This window comes from Micromonospora sp. NPDC005174 (genome assembly GCF_040608495.1).
Lineage (GTDB): Bacteria > Actinomycetota > Actinomycetes > Mycobacteriales > Micromonosporaceae > Micromonospora.
On the sequence record NZ_JBEXIJ010000016.1, the window covers coordinates 132,942 to 149,670 of the forward strand.

Annotated in this window: 12 protein-coding genes; 5 read left to right on the plus strand and 7 right to left on the minus strand. The window is 72.7% G+C overall.

The window, feature by feature from the left end:
• Positions 1 to 15 precede the first annotated feature (15 nt).
• Complete coding sequence (locus tag ABZU91_RS19190) at positions 16 to 1,062, plus strand: LacI family DNA-binding transcriptional regulator (RefSeq protein WP_355241857.1); 1,047 nt, start codon at positions 16 to 18, stop codon at positions 1,060 to 1,062.
• 33 nt (positions 1,063 to 1,095) lie between these two features.
• Positions 1,096 to 2,751, plus strand: coding sequence for a glycoside hydrolase family 13 protein (locus ABZU91_RS19195; RefSeq protein WP_355241976.1), 1,656 nt, complete (start codon positions 1,096 to 1,098; stop codon positions 2,749 to 2,751).
• 133 nt (positions 2,752 to 2,884) lie between these two features.
• On the opposite strand, the gene ABZU91_RS19200 is transcribed toward ABZU91_RS19195, so the two are convergent.
• The 3 genes from ABZU91_RS19200 to xylA all read right to left on the minus strand — a co-directional run bounded on the left by ABZU91_RS19200 (position 2,885) and on the right by xylA (position 7,025).
• A complete protein-coding gene (locus ABZU91_RS19200) occupies positions 2,885 to 4,318 on the minus strand; it encodes an MFS transporter (protein WP_355241860.1) in 1,434 nt (477 codons plus the stop codon).
• A 91-nt stretch (positions 4,319 to 4,409) separates the two neighbouring features.
• Positions 4,410 to 5,828, minus strand: coding sequence for a xylulokinase (gene xylB / locus ABZU91_RS19205; protein WP_355241863.1), 1,419 nt, complete (start codon positions 5,826 to 5,828; stop codon positions 4,410 to 4,412).
• A gap of 9 nt (positions 5,829 to 5,837) precedes the next feature.
• Positions 5,838 to 7,025 carry a xylose isomerase gene (gene xylA, locus ABZU91_RS19210; protein ID WP_355241866.1) on the minus strand — a complete coding sequence of 396 codons (1,188 nt, stop codon included), beginning with the start codon at positions 7,023 to 7,025 and terminating at the stop codon, positions 5,838 to 5,840.
• A 78-nt stretch (positions 7,026 to 7,103) separates the two neighbouring features.
• On the opposite strand from xylA, the gene ABZU91_RS19215 reads away from it, so the two are divergent.
• Positions 7,104 to 8,342, plus strand: coding sequence for an ROK family transcriptional regulator (locus ABZU91_RS19215; RefSeq protein WP_355241869.1), 1,239 nt, complete (start codon positions 7,104 to 7,106; stop codon positions 8,340 to 8,342).
• A gap of 126 nt (positions 8,343 to 8,468) precedes the next feature.
• Entirely contained in the window at positions 8,469 to 10,142 is a 1,674-nt protein-coding gene (locus tag ABZU91_RS19220; RefSeq protein WP_355241872.1) for a PP2C family protein-serine/threonine phosphatase, read from the plus strand.
• Between the two features lie 17 nt (positions 10,143 to 10,159).
• Here the strand turns inward: ABZU91_RS19220 and ABZU91_RS19225 are convergent, their stop codons facing one another.
• A complete protein-coding gene (locus ABZU91_RS19225; protein WP_355241875.1) occupies positions 10,160 to 10,825 on the minus strand; it encodes a MarR family transcriptional regulator in 666 nt (221 codons plus the stop codon).
• 57 nt (positions 10,826 to 10,882) lie between these two features.
• Here ABZU91_RS19225 and ABZU91_RS19230 point away from each other — a divergent pair, with 57 nt between their 5' ends.
• Positions 10,883 to 12,013 carry a PP2C family protein-serine/threonine phosphatase gene (locus tag ABZU91_RS19230; RefSeq protein ID WP_355241878.1) on the plus strand — a complete coding sequence of 377 codons (1,131 nt, stop codon included), beginning with the start codon at positions 10,883 to 10,885 and terminating at the stop codon, positions 12,011 to 12,013.
• Between the two features lie 10 nt (positions 12,014 to 12,023).
• Here the strand turns inward: ABZU91_RS19230 and ABZU91_RS19235 are convergent, their stop codons facing one another.
• From ABZU91_RS19235 to ABZU91_RS19245, 3 genes are all read right to left on the minus strand, one after another.
• Positions 12,024 to 13,508 (minus strand): sugar transferase, encoded by a 1,485-nt coding sequence (locus tag ABZU91_RS19235; protein ID WP_355241881.1) that lies wholly within the window; start codon positions 13,506 to 13,508, stop codon positions 12,024 to 12,026.
• A 212-nt stretch (positions 13,509 to 13,720) separates the two neighbouring features.
• Complete coding sequence (locus ABZU91_RS19240; protein WP_355241884.1) at positions 13,721 to 15,454, minus strand: substrate-binding domain-containing protein; 1,734 nt, start codon at positions 15,452 to 15,454, stop codon at positions 13,721 to 13,723.
• A gap of 183 nt (positions 15,455 to 15,637) precedes the next feature.
• Complete coding sequence (locus tag ABZU91_RS19245; protein WP_355241887.1) at positions 15,638 to 16,675, minus strand: lactonase family protein; 1,038 nt, start codon at positions 16,673 to 16,675, stop codon at positions 15,638 to 15,640.
• Positions 16,676 to 16,729: the final 54 nt, after the last annotated feature.

A 16,729-nucleotide genomic window follows, 5' to 3' on the forward strand; every position in this document is an offset into this window, starting at 1 on the left:
CCGAGCGGGGGAACCATGACGAAGATAGATGACGTCGCCCGGCTGGCCGGGGTCTCGACGGCCACCGTCTCGCGGGCGCTGCGCGGGCTGCCGACGGTCTCGGCCGCCACCCGACGCCGCGTACTCGCTGCCGCCGAGCAGTTGGACTACGCGGTCTCGCCGAGCGCGTCCCGGCTCGCCGGTGGTCGCACCGGCACCGTCGCGGTGGTGGTACCCCGGATCACCCGCTGGTTCTTCAGTACCGTCGTCGAGGCCGTCGAGGAGTACCTTCACCACTCCGGCTACGACCTGCTGCTCTACAACCTCGGCGGTCGGGAGCAGATCCGCCAGCGGGTGCTGCGCACCGCCAACCTGCACAAGCGGGTCGATGCCATCATGCTGGTCGCCACGCCGTTGCGCCCGTCCGACCGGACCGCGCTGGCCGCCCTGGACCTGCCCGGGGTGACCATCAGCTCCGGAAGCAGGGTACCCAACTGGCCCTGCGTACGGATCGACGACGTGGCCGCCGCGCGGATGGCCACCCGCCACCTGATCGACCTCGGCCACCACCGGATCGCGCACATCTCCGGGGACCCCGACGACGAGCTGGCGTACACCACCCACCTCGACCGACGCAGGGGCTACCAGGCCGAGCTGCGGGCCGCCGGCCTGCGACCCGACCCGGGCCTGGACGTCGAGTCGTCGTTCACGATCGACGGCGGCAACCGGGCCGCCGCCGAACTACTGGCGCGCGGTGAACCGCCGACGGCGATCGTCGCCGCGTGCGACGAGATGGCGATGGGCGCGATGACGGCCCTGCGCGATGCCGGGCTGCGCGTACCGCAGGACGTCAGCGTGGTCGGCATCGACGACCACGACCTCGCCGGCGTGCTGGGTCTGAGCACCATCGCGCAGCCCGCCGCGGAGCAGGGGCGGCTGGCCGCCCGGATGCTGCTCGATCCGCTCGCGGACCGCAACCTGGGCCCGGTCGTCGGTCAACGCACCGCCGACGGCGACTCGCCGGTGATCCTGCCCACTCGGCTGGTCGTCCGGGAGTCCACCGCACCACCCCGGGCACACTGACACATCAACCACGGCACGACACGGGAGACGACCCTGAACACCGACCCGACTCAGCAGACCCCCACCGGCTGGTGGACCGAGGCCGCCATCTACCAGATCTACCCACGCTCGTTCGCCGACTCCGACGGCGACGGGGTCGGCGACCTGCCGGGCATCACCGCCCGTCTCGACCACCTGGTCGAGCTGGGGGTGGACGCGGTGTGGCTGTCCCCCTTCTATCCGTCCCCACAGGCTGACGCGGGGTACGACGTGGCCGACTACCGGAACGTCGACCAACTGTTCGGCACCCTCGCCGACGCGGACAAGCTCCTCACCGAGGCCCGCTCCCGCGGCCTGCGGGTGATCGTCGACCTGGTGCCCAACCACACCTCGTCGGCGCACCGCTGGTTCCAGGAGGCGCTGGCCGCCAGCCCGGGCAGCCTCCCGAGGTCCCGGTACATCTTCCGGGACGGCCTCGGCCCGGCCGGGGACCAGCCGCCGAACGACTGGCAGAGCGTCTTCGGGGGCCCGGCCTGGACCCGGACGGTCGATCCGGACGGGCAGCCCGGCCAGTGGTACCTGCACCTGTTCGACACCGGCCAGCCGGACCTCAACTGGGACAACCCGGAGGTACACGAGGAGTTCCTGGATGTCCTGCGGTTCTGGCTGGACCGCGGGGTGGACGGGTTCCGGGTCGACGTCGCGCACGGCCTCATCAAGCAGGCCAACCTGCCCGACTGGCAGGAGCCCCAGGAGATCCTCTCCGGCAACGAGATCGACAAGCCGCGGCCGCCGATGTGGGACCAGGAGGGCGTGCACGAGATCTACCGGCAGTGGCGGCAGGTCCTCGACAGCTACCCGGGCGACCGGGTACTGGTCGCCGAGGCGTGGGTGGAGCCGGCCGAGCGCCTGGCCCGCTACGTCCGCCCGGACGAGATGCACCAGGCGTTCAACTTCGAGTACCTGCTCGCCGCGTGGACCGCTCCGGCCCAGTACGCGGTGATCACCCGGTCCCTGGAGGCGACCGACTCGGTCGGCGCGCCGACGACCTGGGTGCTGTCGAACCACGACGTGGTGCGGCACGCCTCCCGGCTCGGTCTGGCGATCGGTGGTGGCCGGCCCAACGGCATCGGTATCGGTGACCCGCAGCCGGACGCCGCGCTCGGTCTGCGCCGGGCGCGGGCGGCTACCCTGCTGATGCTCGCCCTGCCCGGCTCCGCGTACCTCTACCAAGGCGAGGAGCTGGGCCTGCCCGAGCACACCACGATGCCGGACGAGGCCCGACAGGACCCGACCTGGGCACGCAGCGGGCACACCCAGCGGGGCCGCGACGGCTGCCGGGTGCCGATCCCGTGGGAGGCCGACGCCCCGTCGTACGGCTTCGGGCCCACCGACGCGAGCTGGCTGCCGCAGCCGCCGTCCTGGGCGGAGTACGCGCTGGACCGGCAGCGCGACGTGCCCGGCTCGACGTACGAGCTGTACCGCGAGGCGCTGCGGCTGCGCCGTGCCCACGGTCTGGGCCGGGGCACGCTCGAGTGGCTGTCCTCCGATGACGAGACGTTGGTGTTCCGCAACGGTGAGCTGACCGTGCTGACCAACTTTGGCGACGCCCCCGTGCCGCTCCCGCCCAACGCCGAGGTACTAGCCACCAGCGCACCCCTGACCGAAGGCACGATCCCCACCGACGTGACGGTCTGGCTCCGAGGCTGATCCACACCCCACCGCAACAGCGCCGATCTTGCACTTTCTGTCGCCGAGGTAAGCCTGTATGGGCGCTTTGTCGCGACAGAAAGTGCAAGATCGCGGGGTGGGGAGGGGGGAGGGTGGGGAGGGAGGGGGTGGGTCAGAGACGCGTGGCGCGGGTTTCCAGGAGGCCGTGCACGTTCTTGATGTCCGTTGGTGAGCTGCGGGACGCGAGCCAGTACATGACGCCCGTCGGGATGAAGAAGAGTTGGAACGCGGCCAGCCCGACGGCGAAGTTCAGTGGTGGAGGGAATGCCGTTCGCAGCGCTTGGAAGGCCACCCCGACCAGCCCGTTGCCGGCCGCGCGACCGACCCCGTTGACCAGGTTGCCAAGGCTGTAGACGGTCCCCCGGTGCTCCGGCGGGTTCACGTCGGCGATCAGCGCGAACCAGTTCGGCGAGTTGGCCGAGGTCAACGCGAGCGCCACCACGGCGGTGAGCAGGCTCAGCCCGACCGACGGCTCGGTGATCACGCTTGCCAGCACCGCGCCGACGACCGCGCCGCCGCCCGCGCCGTCCGGCACGTCGATGGTCACCGGCACGAAGAACAACACCAGGTAGAACGGCAGCGCGGCGAGGATGCCGACCGCCGCGACCAGGGCCCGACCCCGAGGGGTACGTCGCTGCACCGCGTCGCCGATCAGACCACCCACGATGGACAGCACACCGCCGAGCTGGAACAGGGTGGCGAACACGCTGCCGACCACCACCGCCGTGGACTCGGAGTAGCCCTGGGCCTCGGCCCGCTCGGCGAAGAGCCTCGGCAGCCACACCAGCGAGCCGAAGGCGGCCTGCGCGGTCAGACCCTGCAGGATCAGCCACCGGTTGGTCCGCCGGTCCAGGATGCGTGGCAGATCGGCCCGGCTGATCCGGTAGTCGTACTCGGCGCCGGCATCCAGCGCGCCAGCAAGCTCCGGCTGGCTCTGGCCGCGTCGGATGTCGTAGGTGAACAGGTACGCCAGGGTCGCGGCGACGCCCACCCCGGTCAGCAACAGGAACGGCCGCCGCCAGTCGTTCGCCCCGAGCAGCCCGCCGACAAGCGTGCCGGCGAGCGTGCCGACACCCTGGGAGAGCCCCCAGAAACTCATCACCAGCCCGCGCCGGGCCGGTGAGATCAGGTCGGTGACCACCGAGAAGCCGACCGAGCCCACCGCGCCGAGGCCGATCGCCGCGACGAGCTGAGTGGCCAGGAACGTGAGGTACCCGCCGGCGAGCGCGCTGCCGCCGGTGCCCGCCGCCCAGAGCAGCGTGCCCACCATGAGCAGGGGCTTGCGGTTGCTGCGGTCGCCGACGTACGCCCAGCCGACCGCGGCGACCGCGCTGACCAGGAAACTGACGGCGGTGACCAGGCCCAGCAGCCCGGCCGAGACGTCGAACGTCCGGGCGATCGGCCCGTACAGCGGGGGGACGAGCCCGATCGCCACGTTGTCCAGCGAGGCGAGCACCACGAACACCACGACGCTGTACAGCCGGTGCACCGGGCCGCCGCCCCGGCCGTGCGAGCGTTGCTCCCGCCCGCCACTGGTCACCGTCATGACCAGCAGCCAATCAGACTCGGCCGAGCCGGTTGGCACGCGGGTGGACGTCGATCACCGTTGACCGACGCCCACCCGGTCGATCCGACGCTCAGCGCCGGTCGAGCACCAGTCCGCTGGCTGCTGCGTACTGCTCACGGACGGCGGGGACGGGCTCCGCCGCGTACTCCTCGGTGCCCTTGACCTCCCACTGCGGTGGTGTCGCACCGCCCAGGGCGACCCAGGCGGCCTGGCGGGCGGCCCCGTCGGCGACGTACTCCCCGGCGGGTGGGACGACGACCGGGCAGCCGAAGACCTGCGGTGCGATGCGGCGGACCGCTGCCGACCGTGCCCCACCGCCGACCAGGATGACCCGGCGGACGGTGGCACCCTGCGCGGTCAGCGCGTCCAGACCGTCGGCGAGGGCGCAGAGCATGCCCTCCACGGCGGCCCGGGCCAGGTGCGCGGGGGTCGAGGTGCGCAGGGTCAGGCCGTGCACCGCGCCGGTGGCCAGCGGACGGTTGGGCGTGCGCTCACCCTCCAGGTAGGGCACCATGACCAGCCCGTCCGCTCCAGCGGGTGCGGACAGGGCCAGCTCGGCGAGCGCGTCCAGGTCGACGCCGAGCATCGTGGCGGCGGCGTCCAGCACGCGCGCGGCGTTGAGCGTGCAGACCAGCGGCAGGAAGCGGCCGGACGCGTCGGCGAAGCCGGCCACCGCACCGCTGTCGTCGGCCGCCGACACGTCGGCCACGCTGAACACCGTGCCGGACGTGCCGATCGAGACGACCACGTCGCCGGGCCCGGCGCCGACGCCGAACGCGGCGGCGGCGTTGTCGCCCGTGCCCGCGCCCAGCACCGCGCTGCCCAGGTCATCGCTCAGCCGGCCGGCCGAGTCGGCCGGGCCCAGCACCTCGGGCACCACGAGCTGCCGACCGAAAGCCCGTTCCAGCAGGTCCGGGCGATAGGAGCCGGTGGCCGGGGACCAGTAGCCGGTGCCGCTGGCGTCACCCCGGTCGGTCCGCAGCGCCGACAGACCGGGCGCGCCGGCCAGCCGCCAGGTCAGCCAGTCGTGCGGCAGGCACACGGCGGCCACCCGGGCGGCCTGCTCCGGCTCGTGACGGGCCAGCCAGCGCAGCTTGGTGATGGTGAAGCTCGCCACCGGCACGCTGCCGGTGGCGTCGGCCCAGAAACGACGCCCCGCCTCGCCGCCGCCGGCCTCCTCGACGAGGTCGGCGGCGGCGTCGGCGGAGCGGGTGTCGTTCCACAGCAGGGCCGGACGGACCACCCCGCCCGCCTCGTCGAGGCAGACCATGCCGTGCTGCTGGCCGGCGACCGATACCGCGGCGACGTCGGCCAACCCACCGGCCTCGTCGACGGCGCTGCGCAGCGCCTTCCACCAGGCTTCCGGGTCGACCTCGGTGCCGTCCGGGTGCGGCGCCCGGCCCTGCCGGAGCAGGGCGCCGGTCTCCGCGTCCCGGATGACCACCTTGCAGGACTGTGTGGACGAGTCAACGCCCGCGACCAGCGGCATGGCGGGGCCTCAGCGAGCGCCGAGCAGGTGCTCGACGGCGAGCTGGTTGAGCCGGACGAAGCCGAAGCCCCGGGCGGCGACCGCGTCGACGTCGACGTCCTCGAACGCGGACCGGTCGGCGAGGAACTCCTCGTAGCCCTCGCCGTCGCCGAGCGTCGGCGTGCTCAGCTCGCCGACCTTGCTGGCGGCCAGCGCCTCGACGACCTCCGGGTCGGCGCGGAACGCCGCCGCGCGCTCCTTGAGCAGCAGGTAGGTGCTCATGTTCGCCGCGGCCGACGCCCAGACACCGTCCATGTCCTCGGTACGCGAGGGCTTGTAGTCGAAGTGCCGGGGACCGTCGTAGGTCGGCCCGCCGTTCGGGCCGCCGTTCTCCAGGAGGTCCACCAGGGCGAACGCGTTCATCAGGTCACCGTGACCGAAGACCAGGTCCTGGTCGTACTTGATGCCACGTTGGCCGTTGAGGTCCAGGTGGAAGAGCTTGCCCTGCCAGAGCGCCTGGGCGATGCCGTGGGCGTAGTTGAGCCCGGCCATCTGCTCGTGCCCGACCTCCGGGTTGAGGCCGACCAGCTCCGGGTGCTCCAACTGGGAGATGAAGCCGAGGGCGTGCCCGATGGTGGGCAGCAGGATGTCGCCGCGCGGCTCGTTGGGCTTGGGCTCCAGCGCGAAGCGCAGGTTGTAGCCCTTGTCGATGGAGTACTGGGTGAGCAGGTTGACGGCCTCGCGGTACCGGTCCAGGGCGGCCTGGACGTCCTTGGCGAGGTCGTACTCGGAACCCTCGCGGCCACCCCACATGACGAAGGTGCTCGCGCCCAGCTCGGCGGCCAGGTCGACCTGGCGCAGCACCTTACGCAGCGCGAAGCGGCGGACCTCGCGGTCGTTGCTGGTGAAGCCGCCGTCCTTGAAGATCGGGTGGGTGAAGAGGTTGGTGGTGACCATGGGCACCACCAGGCCGGTCTCGTCGAGGGCCTTGCGGAACCGCGCGATGTGCTGGTCGCGGGTCGCGGCGTCCGCGCCGAACGGGATCAGGTCGTCGTCGTGGAAGGTGATGCCGTACGCGCCCAGCTCGGCGAGACGGTGCACGGCCTCGACGGCGTCCAGCTCGGGGCGGGTCGCGTCGCCGAACGGGTCGCGGGCCTGCCAGCCCACGGTCCAGAGCCCGAAGGAGAACTTGTCGGCGGGGGTGGGACGAGGTGCCATGGGTGACCTCCGGGATGGTGGTGTCAGGTATTTGTTCAGCGATTGAATTATTTGCCCGCCCTATGGCAGTGTCAAGGGGTGAGCCCCACCCACGCCCCGGCCGGCGCGGCCCGTCAGGGCAGCCTGCGCGAGCTCAACCTCGCCCTGGTCCTCGGCCGGATCGCCGCCGCCGACCGCCCCCCGTCCCGGGCCGACCTGGCCACGGCCACCGGCCTGACCCGGGCCACCGTCTCCGCGGTCGTCGAGGACCTGCTCGCGGGCCAACTGGTCAGCGAGGCCGACCCGGCGCCCCGGGCCGGGGCCGGCCGTCCGGCGCGTGGACTCGTCCTGGCCGACACGGGTCCGGCCGGGCTCGGTCTCGAGGTCAACGTCGACTATCTGACGGTGTGCGTCGTCGACCTCGCCGGTCAGGTCCGCCACCGCACCGTGCACCGGGCCGACCTGCGCCCCGTCGCGCCCGAGGACGCCCTGGCCCGACTCGTCGACCTCGCCGGGCACGCCCGCGCCGACGCGGCCCGACAGGGCCTCACCCTCGCCGGGGCCGCGCTCGCCGTACCCGGCCTGATCGACGACTCCGGGCAGGTCCGGCTCGCGCCGAACCTCGGCTGGCGGGACGTGCCGGTGCCCGAGCTGCTCAGCGCGCACCCGGCCCTGACCGACCAGGTGCCGGGCGTACCGGCGCTGATGGTGGACAACGAGGCCAACCTCGCGGCGCTCGGCGAGCTGCACTCCCGGCCACCCGGCCCGGCCAGCTTCCTGCACATCTCCGGCGAGGTCGGCATCGGCGCGGGGATCGTCCTGGACGGCGCGCTGTTCCGCGGCGTACGCGGCTGGAGTGGCGAGATCGGGCACTTCCCCGTGCATCCGCAGGGGCGGCCCTGCCGCTGCGGAGGACGCGGCTGCCTGGAGCAGTACGCCGGCCAGGAGGCGATCGTCACCGCCGCCGGGCTGGTGCGGGCCGAGCTTCCCGCCGACACCGCCACGGCCCGGCTGGCCGAGCTGGCCGAGGCCGGTGACCCGGACGCGCTGCGCGCGCTGCACGACGCCGGCACGGCCCTCGGGGTGGCGGTCGCCAGTGTCGTGAACCTGCTGGACCTGGACACCGTGGTCCTCGGCGGCGGGTACGCCCCGCTGGCACCCTGGCTCTGCCCGCCGGTGCTCGCCGAGATCGGGGCCCGGGTACTCACCGCCGCCTGGTCGCCGGTCTCGGTCCGCCCCTCGACCCTCGGGCCGGAGGCCGCCGCCGTGGGCGCGGCCGGCTCGGTGGTACGGCGGATCGTCGCCCGCCCCGCCGGTTGGCTGGGTCGCGCCGGCTGACCGGAGGCGACGACCTCCGGTCGTGTCGGTGCGCCTCGGTACGCTTGCCATCGAGCAACGACCGGCAGGTGAGGAGCCGAGGAGCAGCATGCGCACAGGTCGTCGGACGCGGGCCGGCGTCGGGCGGTGACCACGATCCGACGGGGCGGCATCGCCGGTCCGGTCGGCGGTGACGAGCCCGCGTCGCGCCGTCCGACCTGCCACGCCGGAAGCCCGCTGTCGGCCGACTCGCCATTGGCCCGCGAGCTGCTCGACGGGCTCGCCGAGGCGGTGCTGACGACCGACGAGACCGGCCGGGTGACCCTGGTCAACGCCCGGGCGGCGGCCCTGCTCCCGGAGCTCGTCCCGGGCGTCGAGCTGTCCCGGTGCCCGGTGGTGGCGCTGGCCCGGGCCGTACACGACGGCACCGGCGCCTTCGAGGCCGAGCACCACGGCCGCCACCTGCACGGCGCCCGGCGGCAGCTCGCGGGCAACCGGTACGCCTGGTACGTCCGCGACGTCACCGAGGAGCACGCCCGCACCGACGCCCTGCTGGCCGAGCGCTCCCGGACGGCCTTCCTCGCCCAGGCCGGCAGCCGGCTCGGGCTCGCACTGCACCGGGACCAGACACTCCGTACCACCGTGACCCTCGCCGTGCCGTACCTGGCCGATGCCGCCGTGGCCCTGCTCCGTCCCGCCGCGCCGGCCGAGCCGCGCCCTCGCTTCACGCGGTACGCCGACGACGAGCCGGGCCCGGTGACCGGGGTGACCGGACCGGAGCTGACCGACCTCGTCCCGGGCCTGGGCGCGGCGCTCGACGGCGAAACCACCGAGCCGACACCCGGGCTGGACGCCGACGACGTCACCGACCTGGCCGTCCTGCTCCCGCCCGGTTTCGGCCGGCCGGGCGCGGTGCTGGTCAGCCCGATGCGCGGCCCCGGCGGTCCGGCCGGCGCTCTGCTGCTCGTCCGCCGAGCCGGGCGGGCCGACTTCGACACCCGCGACCGCGAGCTGGCCCGCGAGTTCGCCGCTCGGGCCGGCGCGGCGCTGGCCGCCGCCGAGCTGTACGGCGAGCAGGCCCACCTGGCCCGGGTGTTGCAGACCAGCCTGCTCCCGCCGGACCTGCCGACGGTGCCGGGCGTGCGGATGGGCGGCGGCTACCGGTCCGCAGGCGACACGATGCGCATCGGCGGGGACTTCTACGAGGTGTTCCCGCAGCCGCGGGGAGCGCTGTTCGCGCTGGGTGACGTGTCCGGTAGGGGCGTCGGAGCGGCGGTGCTGACCGGCCGGGTCCGTCAGTCGCTACAGACGTTACGACTCGTCGAGCAGCGACCGCTGGCGCTGATCGAGCTGCTCAACCGCACCCTTTTCGACGCGCCCGACGCGGCACGGCGCAGCCAGCTCACCACCCTGCTGCTCGGGTCGCTGGAGCACGGGCCGACGGGGGTGGACCTGCGGATCGCCGGCGGCGGCCACCCCGCGCCGCTGCTGGTCACCGCCTCGGGTTCCGTCGCCGGAGTCCCGGTCGGCGGGATGCCGGTCGGCGCGCTGGCCGACGCCCGGTTCACCGAGGTGCGGGTACACCTCGACCCGGGCGACCTGCTCCTCGCGTACACCGACGGGGTGACCGAGGCGAACGGCGGCCCGGCGCACGTGGAGAAGTTCGGTGAGCACCGGCTGCGCGCCGCGCTCGCCGCGGCAGCCGATCTGCCGCCGGCCGCCCTGGTCGACAGGCTGCTCCAGGTGGTCGACGAGTGGGTGGGCGGGCAGGCTCACGACGACATCGCCATGCTGGCGATGTGCGCGTCGACACCAGGCTGACCCGCGTACCGGACCCTTCAGGCGGTCCGCGCCACGGGCGGTTCTCCGGTGGGCCATTCGCGCGGCGTACCCGTCATCCGCTCTGGACCCGCCGGCCCGCTCTGCCACACCTGTCGGGTCGGCCGGTCCGGCTGCTCCGGCGACTCCCGCACCGGCCCGTCGGGCCGGTCCGGGTCGTGCGGCCAGTCCCCTCGCCCACCCGGCCGGTCGTCGTCCGGCGTGCTCCGCGCCTGCTGCCGACGCGCGACCTCGTCGAACTCCCGCACCCCGCTCACCAGCGCGGCACGGCCGGCCGGGGTCATCGCCGCCAGCACGGCGGCGAGCCGCTCCTGGCGGTCGGTGCGCAACTCCGCGAGGAGCCGGCGGGCCTCGGGAGTGAGGTGCAGGGAGATCTCCCGCCGGTCGAAGCGGCCCGGCTCGCGCTCCAGCATGCCGGCCGCGACCAACCGGTCGCAGAGCCGGCTGGCGGAACTCAGCAACATGTCCAGTCGGGTCGCGAGCCGGCGTAGGTTGATCCCGTCGTACTGCTCCACGACCATCACCGCCCGAAGTTGGGCACCGGAGACTCGGCTGGCGGTCGCCTCGCGGGCGGAGTCCCAGACGCCCAACAGGGCACCCGCCGCCGCGTCCAGGGCGGCGGCCATACTCGTCGCAGGGTCCGGTGGACCGTTGTGTTCGGCCATGGTGGCCCGAGACTACTCCGAACCCGCTGGTGGTCGAGCTCTGATCAAGGAGGCCTGATGAGCGAACCGGTCGATCGGGCACGCCGCACCCTGAACGAGACACCCGCCGACCGCCTCGTGGGTGGTGTCGGCCGGGTCCTCGACCAGGCGTACGGGATCAGCGAGACCGAGCTGTACCAGGTCGACTACCGCCTCGCGGAGCTGCTGCCGCTCAGCGAGGGTGACGCTCTCCGGGGTGCGGGGCACCCCGCCTGGCGCGCGTTCGACCACCAGTCACCCATCGTGGTCGACGGTGTCGCCTGGTTGCCGGTCACCATGCGCGGCGAACGCCGGGGCGTCCTGCGGCTCGCGCCGGTGGCCGACGACGCAGGGGTGCTCGGCGAGCTGGCGGACATCGCCACCTCGCTCGCACACGAGCTGGCCGCAGTCTCCCCCGGCACCGACGTCTACAGCGTCGCGCGGCGCAGTCAGCGGCTCACGCTGGCCGCCGAGATGCAGTGGGACCTGCTGCCCGGCCGCAGCCGGGTCCGGACGTCGTTCAGCCTGGCCGGGCAGCTCGAACCGGCGTACGCCGTGCGCGGTGACAGCTTCGACTGGTCCGACGACGGGGAACGGCTCTGGCTCTCGACGGTCAACGGCAGCGGTGAGGGTGTCGCGGCAGCACTGCTCACGTCGCTGGCCACCCACGCGCTGCGCAACGCCCGCCGGGCCGGCCTCGGTCTGGGCGACCAGGCTGCCCTCGCCGACCAGGCCGTCTACGACGAGTACCGGGGCAAGCGGCACCTCTCGGCGCTACTGATGGAGTTGGACCTGCGCTCGGGGACGATGACGGTGGTGGACGCCGGCTCGCCACGGCTCGTCCTCCTGCGCCGCGGCGAGGTCACCGAGCAGCCGTTGGAGGCGCAGTTCCCGCTCGGCATGTTCGAGGCGACCGACTACCACGAGCAGACGTTCACGCTGGAACGCGGCGACCGGTTGTTCGTCGTCAGCGACGGCGTCGTGGAGGCCACTGGGCGGAACGTGCGCTACGGCGAGACGGCGCTGGACCGGTTCCTGCGACGGACCGGCCCGATGGAACCGCTGGACGCCGTCCGGTCGCTGCTCGGTGACCTGCGCGCCTTCGTGGCCGGCGACCTGGTCGACGACGCCGTGGTGGTCTGCCTGGACTGGACCGGGCCGCAGTTCTGAGCGGCGCCGGTCAGTAGGCGCCGCGGCTGTTCAGCACCGCGCCGGCGGTCTTCCACAGAATGGTGAGGTCGGCGGCGAGCGACCAGTTCTCCACGTAGTAGAGATCGAGTCGGATGCCGTCCTCCCAACTCAGGTCGGACCGGCCACTGACCTGCCACAACCCGGTCATGCCGGGCTTGACCAGCAGTCGCCGAGCCACGTCGCCGTCGTAGCGGGCCACCTCGGACGGCAGCGGCGGACGCGGCCCGACGAGGCTCATCTGGCCCAACAGCACGTTGACCAGCTGCGGCAGCTCGTCCAGCGACCACTTGCGCAGCAGCCGACCGACCCGGGTCACCCGGGGGTCGTCACGCATCTTGAACATCAGGCCGTCGGTCTCGTTGCGGATCGCCAACTCGGCGAGCAGCGCGTCGGCGTTGACCACCATCGTCCGGAACTTGAACACCCCGAACTCCTGCCCACCCCGGCCCACCCGGACCTGCCGGAACAACACCGGCCCCCGGCTGTCCAGTTTGATGGCCAACGCGATGACCGCGATCAGCGGCAGGAGCAGCGCCAGGGCGATCGACGACATCGACCGGTCGACGAAGCCCTTGACCAGCTTGCGCGCGCCGCGGAACTCGGGTGCCTCGACGTGGATCAGGGGCAGTCCGGCGACCGGGCGGGTGTGGATCCGCGGGCCCGCCACGTCGGTGAGCGCGGGGGCCACCACGAGGTCGACGCCGGTCCCCTCCAGCTGCCAACCGAGCCGGCGCAGTCGGGCCGCGGTCAGCTCGCCGGAGGCGGTCACCGCCACCGTGTCCGCGCCGATCGCGGTCGCGGCCTCCGGGATGCCCCGGAACGACCCCACCACCGGCACGTCGCCGAGCCGCTGCGCCACCGGCGCGAGCAACGCGTCGGGGATGCACGCGCCGACCACCTGGTAGCCGGCGTACGGCTCGCGCCGCAGGGTGTGCACGAGTTCCAGGACGTGCGCGGTGTCGCCGACGACGAGCACCCGACGGGACCAGCCGGCACCCTTCGAACGGGCCCGGTGCAGGCGTTTGCGCGCCGCGAACCGGGTCATCTCCAGCCCGACGGTGCCCACCGCGAAGGAGATGCCGAGGAAGCCACGGGAGACGCCGACGTCGGCGATGTAACCGGCGATGGCGATCGCTCCGGCCAGTCGTAGGCTCGCCGAGCTGACCCGCCGGTACTCGTCCGCCCCGTAGCCGACCACCCGGTCGTCGTAGCACCCCAGCGCCTTGAGGGAGATCAGCCAGGCCAGGACCAGACCGGGCGCCACCAGCACGTACGGGATCTTGGAGCCGACCGGCTCCTCGTCACCGAACCGGCCGACGTAGCCGACGAACAACGCGATGATGAGGATGGTGGTGTCCAGCACCACCAGGACGCGAATGTAGGAACGTTCGTCGGCCCGGGCCACCAGGCCGCTCGGACGGTCCTTTGACGTCGCCGAGCTGTCGGCGGGGGTCAACAGTGTCGCCGCGGTCACCGGCCCTCCCACTCTGCTCAGGACGGCCCCGGCCGACAGGTCGGGCCAGAGGCGGACCGACATTGCCGGAACACGTCGACATCCTGCCCTGACAACTATGACTGCCGATTGCTTCCGACGTATTGCCGTCACTTTTCCTCAATCCCGCAGCCATAAAAGGAACCCGCCGTACCGGCTCGGCGGTACGACGGGTTCCTGTGCTGTGCGGCGGGTCAGCGCGGTGCTGGTGGGCGCCGTGCGATGGCGGTGAGGAAGATGCTGCCGATCTCGCTCGGGTCCTTGGTCACGAAGACGTCGCCGCCGGTCACCTTGGTGATCGACTCCAGCTCGGCCTTGCTGACACCCTCGCCGATACCGATCATGATGACCTGGACCGGCCGCTCCGGGTCGGCGATCTGCTTGAGCTTGGCGAGCAGCTGCTGCTGGTTGATGCCGTTGTCGTCCTCGTTCTTGCCGTCGGTGAACAGCACGATCGAGTTGACCCGGCCGGGCTGCCAGTCCTCCTGCACCGCCTGGTACGCGGCCAGCATCGTGTCGTAGAGGCCGGTGTCACCGCTGGACGGCTTGACGGTGGCGAGCGCGCCCTCCAACTGGGCCCGCTGGCCGGAGAGCGGCCCGATCGGCACCAGCTCGCGGTAGTCCCGGTTGCCGACGAGCTTGGTGGAGAAGGTCCACAGGCCGATGGACCAGGAGTCGTCGAAGAGCCCGAGGCCGCGGCGGGCCGCGTCCACGGTGACCTCCTCGCGGCTGCGGTTGTTGGCGCTGGGCACCTCGTCCTTCATCGAGCCGGAGACGTCGATGACGGCGAGCATCCGGCCGGACTGGGTGGCGATCGACCAACTGGACACGACACGCTGTATCGCGGCTGGGTCCAACCCGCCCGCCGCCGTGCCGCCGGTCGCCGGGGCGCTCGACGCGCCACCGGCCGGGCTCGGGGCGCCCTGCGGCGCGTTGAAGCCGGCACCCCAACTGCCGTCCGGCCCGCGCAGCGACTGTGCCGCCAGGCGGTCACGGAACTTCGGGGCGGTGAGCAGCTCGTACAGCACCTTCGCCGCCGCCGCCTTGGTCGGCTCGATACCGGGCAGCACCGCGTACGGGTAGTCCAGCGGCATCGGGGCCGGCTCCATGTAGAGCGCGGCGAGCGGCACCGGGGGCTTCTTGTTGTTGTACGCGATCACGTCTTCCTCGGACAGCGCAGCCGCACCGAGAGCGCTGGCGATCGAGGTCGGGTCCGTGGCGGTCGGGAAGCGGGCCAGCAGGTCGTTGCGGAGCGAGGAGCGGCCGGTGGCCAGCGCCCGCAGCGCCCCGACGGTGTTGCGCTGGGCGTCGCCGCCGGCGCCGCTGGCGGCCGTGGTCAGCGAGAGCAGGCCGGACAGGCCCGCCGCGTCCCGGGTCGGCTCGACGATTCCGGTACGCAGTGGTTTGCTGCTGTTGACCTGCTTGAGCAGATCAGTCCAGGTGAACTTGGCGTTGGGCCAGCCGAGCCTCGTGGCAACCGGCTCGGGCATCGCCACGACGACCGGGCTGCGCGCGATGGAGGCGCCGTTGGTCGGCGCGAACGCCGTCGCGTCCTTCTTGAGGCGCAGCAGCCAGGTCGAGGAGTCCGGCACCCAGACGTCCGGGGTGACGGCCGTGCCACTGGCCTGCCCGACGCCGGCGAGCACCGCGCCGTGCTTCGCGGCCACCACGGCAGCCACGTCGACCGGATCGGACGCCGAGACATCGACACGGATGCAGGTCGGGCCGACCGCTGCACCGTCCTTGACCCACTGGGAGGCGGCGGCGTCCACCGCGGGGGCCAGCTCGGAGGCGACCGCCACGGCGAGCCGGATCTCCCCTGAACAGCTGGGCTGGATCAGCTCCTTGTAGCCGAACCAGACGCCGGTGGTGACGACGAGAACCGTCGCCGTCGCGGCGGCGGCTGCTAGATGGAGTTTCGAACGCATTCGATGGCGGCCAGACACGCTGACCATCTTGCGTATTAGGTGCCGTCTCTGCCACATCCGTTCGGACTAAAGTTACGCAGGAGAAACAGTTGATCACCATTTAGCGACAGAGAGTGATGAATCCGCCCCACGGCGTTGCCAAACCGGTCCGGCTTTCGCATTCACGTCCGTCGAACGTCCGCCTCACGGAAGGACGCACGTCGGGCTCGCCACCGGAACGGGCTCGCCGACCGGGGTCGGGGTGCCGGTGCTCGCGTCCCGCCGGAACACCCGCACCATGTCCGCCCGCTCGTCGGCGACGTAGAGGTGCTCCCCGATCAGCGCGAAGTGTCGCGGCCACTCTCCACCGGTGTCCACTTCGGACACCAGCGCGGGAAGCTCACCGGCCAGGTCGAACACGGCAATGGTGCCGACACCCCGGTTCGCGACGTACAGGAAACGCCCGTCCTCGTCCACCGCGACCTCCGACGGCTGCACGTGACCGGTCCGGCCGCTCGCGTCGACCCGACCCCGTTGGTGCAACGCGCCATCGTCGGACAACCCGTACGCGGTGACCGAAGCATCCAGCTCGCCGACCAGGTAGCAGCGCTGGCCGTCGGGATGACGGGCCAGGTGCCGGGGTCCGGTGCCGGGCACCGTGCGCATCCGCGGACCGCGCGGCACCAGCCGCCCGCTCGCGGTGTCCAGGTCGTACCGGTAGACCGAGTCGGTGCCGAGATCCACCGCCAGCAGCGGCCCCCCGCCGCGGTCCGGATTGACCATGTGGGCGTGCGCCCGGTCCTGGCGTTCCGGGTCGGCGCCGTGGCCCTCGTGCACCACGAGATCGGTGCGCTCACCGGGCGCACCCTGGGCGTCGAGCGGGAAGACCGCGACACTCCCACTGCCGTAGTTGGCGGCCACCAGGTGCCCCCCGTCGGACAGCACCGCCAGGTGGCAGGGCTCGGCACCGCCGGTCGAGAAGCTGCCGAGCGCGTCCAGCGCGCCGTCCGCCCCGACCCGCCAGGCGCTGACCTGGCCGTCGGTCAACTCGTTGACCGCGTAGAGCACCGGCTGGGTGGGGTGCCGCACGAGGAACGACGGCGACGGCGTGACCGCCACCGTGCCGATAGGGGTCAGAGCCCCGGTGGCCGGGTCCCGGTGGGCGGCGACGATGCCGCTGGCCCGCCCGCCGCTCCGCGCGGTGTAACCCCCGATATGGACGATCTCGTGCTGACCAGTCACGCTGCACCCCTTCGCGCCGACATCTCCGTAGATCCAACCAGAGCTGCCCACGAC

What these genes read in the sequence shown, in the direction of transcription:
- ABZU91_RS19190 (WP_355241857.1), top strand. Translation starts at nt 16, where the DNA reads ATGACGAAGATAGATGACGTCGCCCGGCTGGCCGGGGTCTCGACGGCC.
- ABZU91_RS19200 (WP_355241860.1), bottom strand. Translation starts at nt 4,318, where the DNA reads ATGACGGTGACCAGTGGCGGGCGGGAGCAACGCTCGCACGGCCGGGGC.
- xylB (WP_355241863.1), bottom strand. Translation starts at nt 5,828, where the DNA reads ATGCCGCTGGTCGCGGGCGTTGACTCGTCCACACAGTCCTGCAAGGTG.
- xylA (WP_355241866.1), bottom strand. Translation starts at nt 7,025, where the DNA reads ATGGCACCTCGTCCCACCCCCGCCGACAAGTTCTCCTTCGGGCTCTGG.
- ABZU91_RS19225 (WP_355241875.1), bottom strand. Translation starts at nt 10,825, where the DNA reads ATGGCCGAACACAACGGTCCACCGGACCCTGCGACGAGTATGGCCGCC.
- ABZU91_RS19230 (WP_355241878.1), top strand. Translation starts at nt 10,883, where the DNA reads ATGAGCGAACCGGTCGATCGGGCACGCCGCACCCTGAACGAGACACCC.
- ABZU91_RS19240 (WP_355241884.1), bottom strand. Translation starts at nt 15,454, where the DNA reads ATGCGTTCGAAACTCCATCTAGCAGCCGCCGCCGCGACGGCGACGGTT.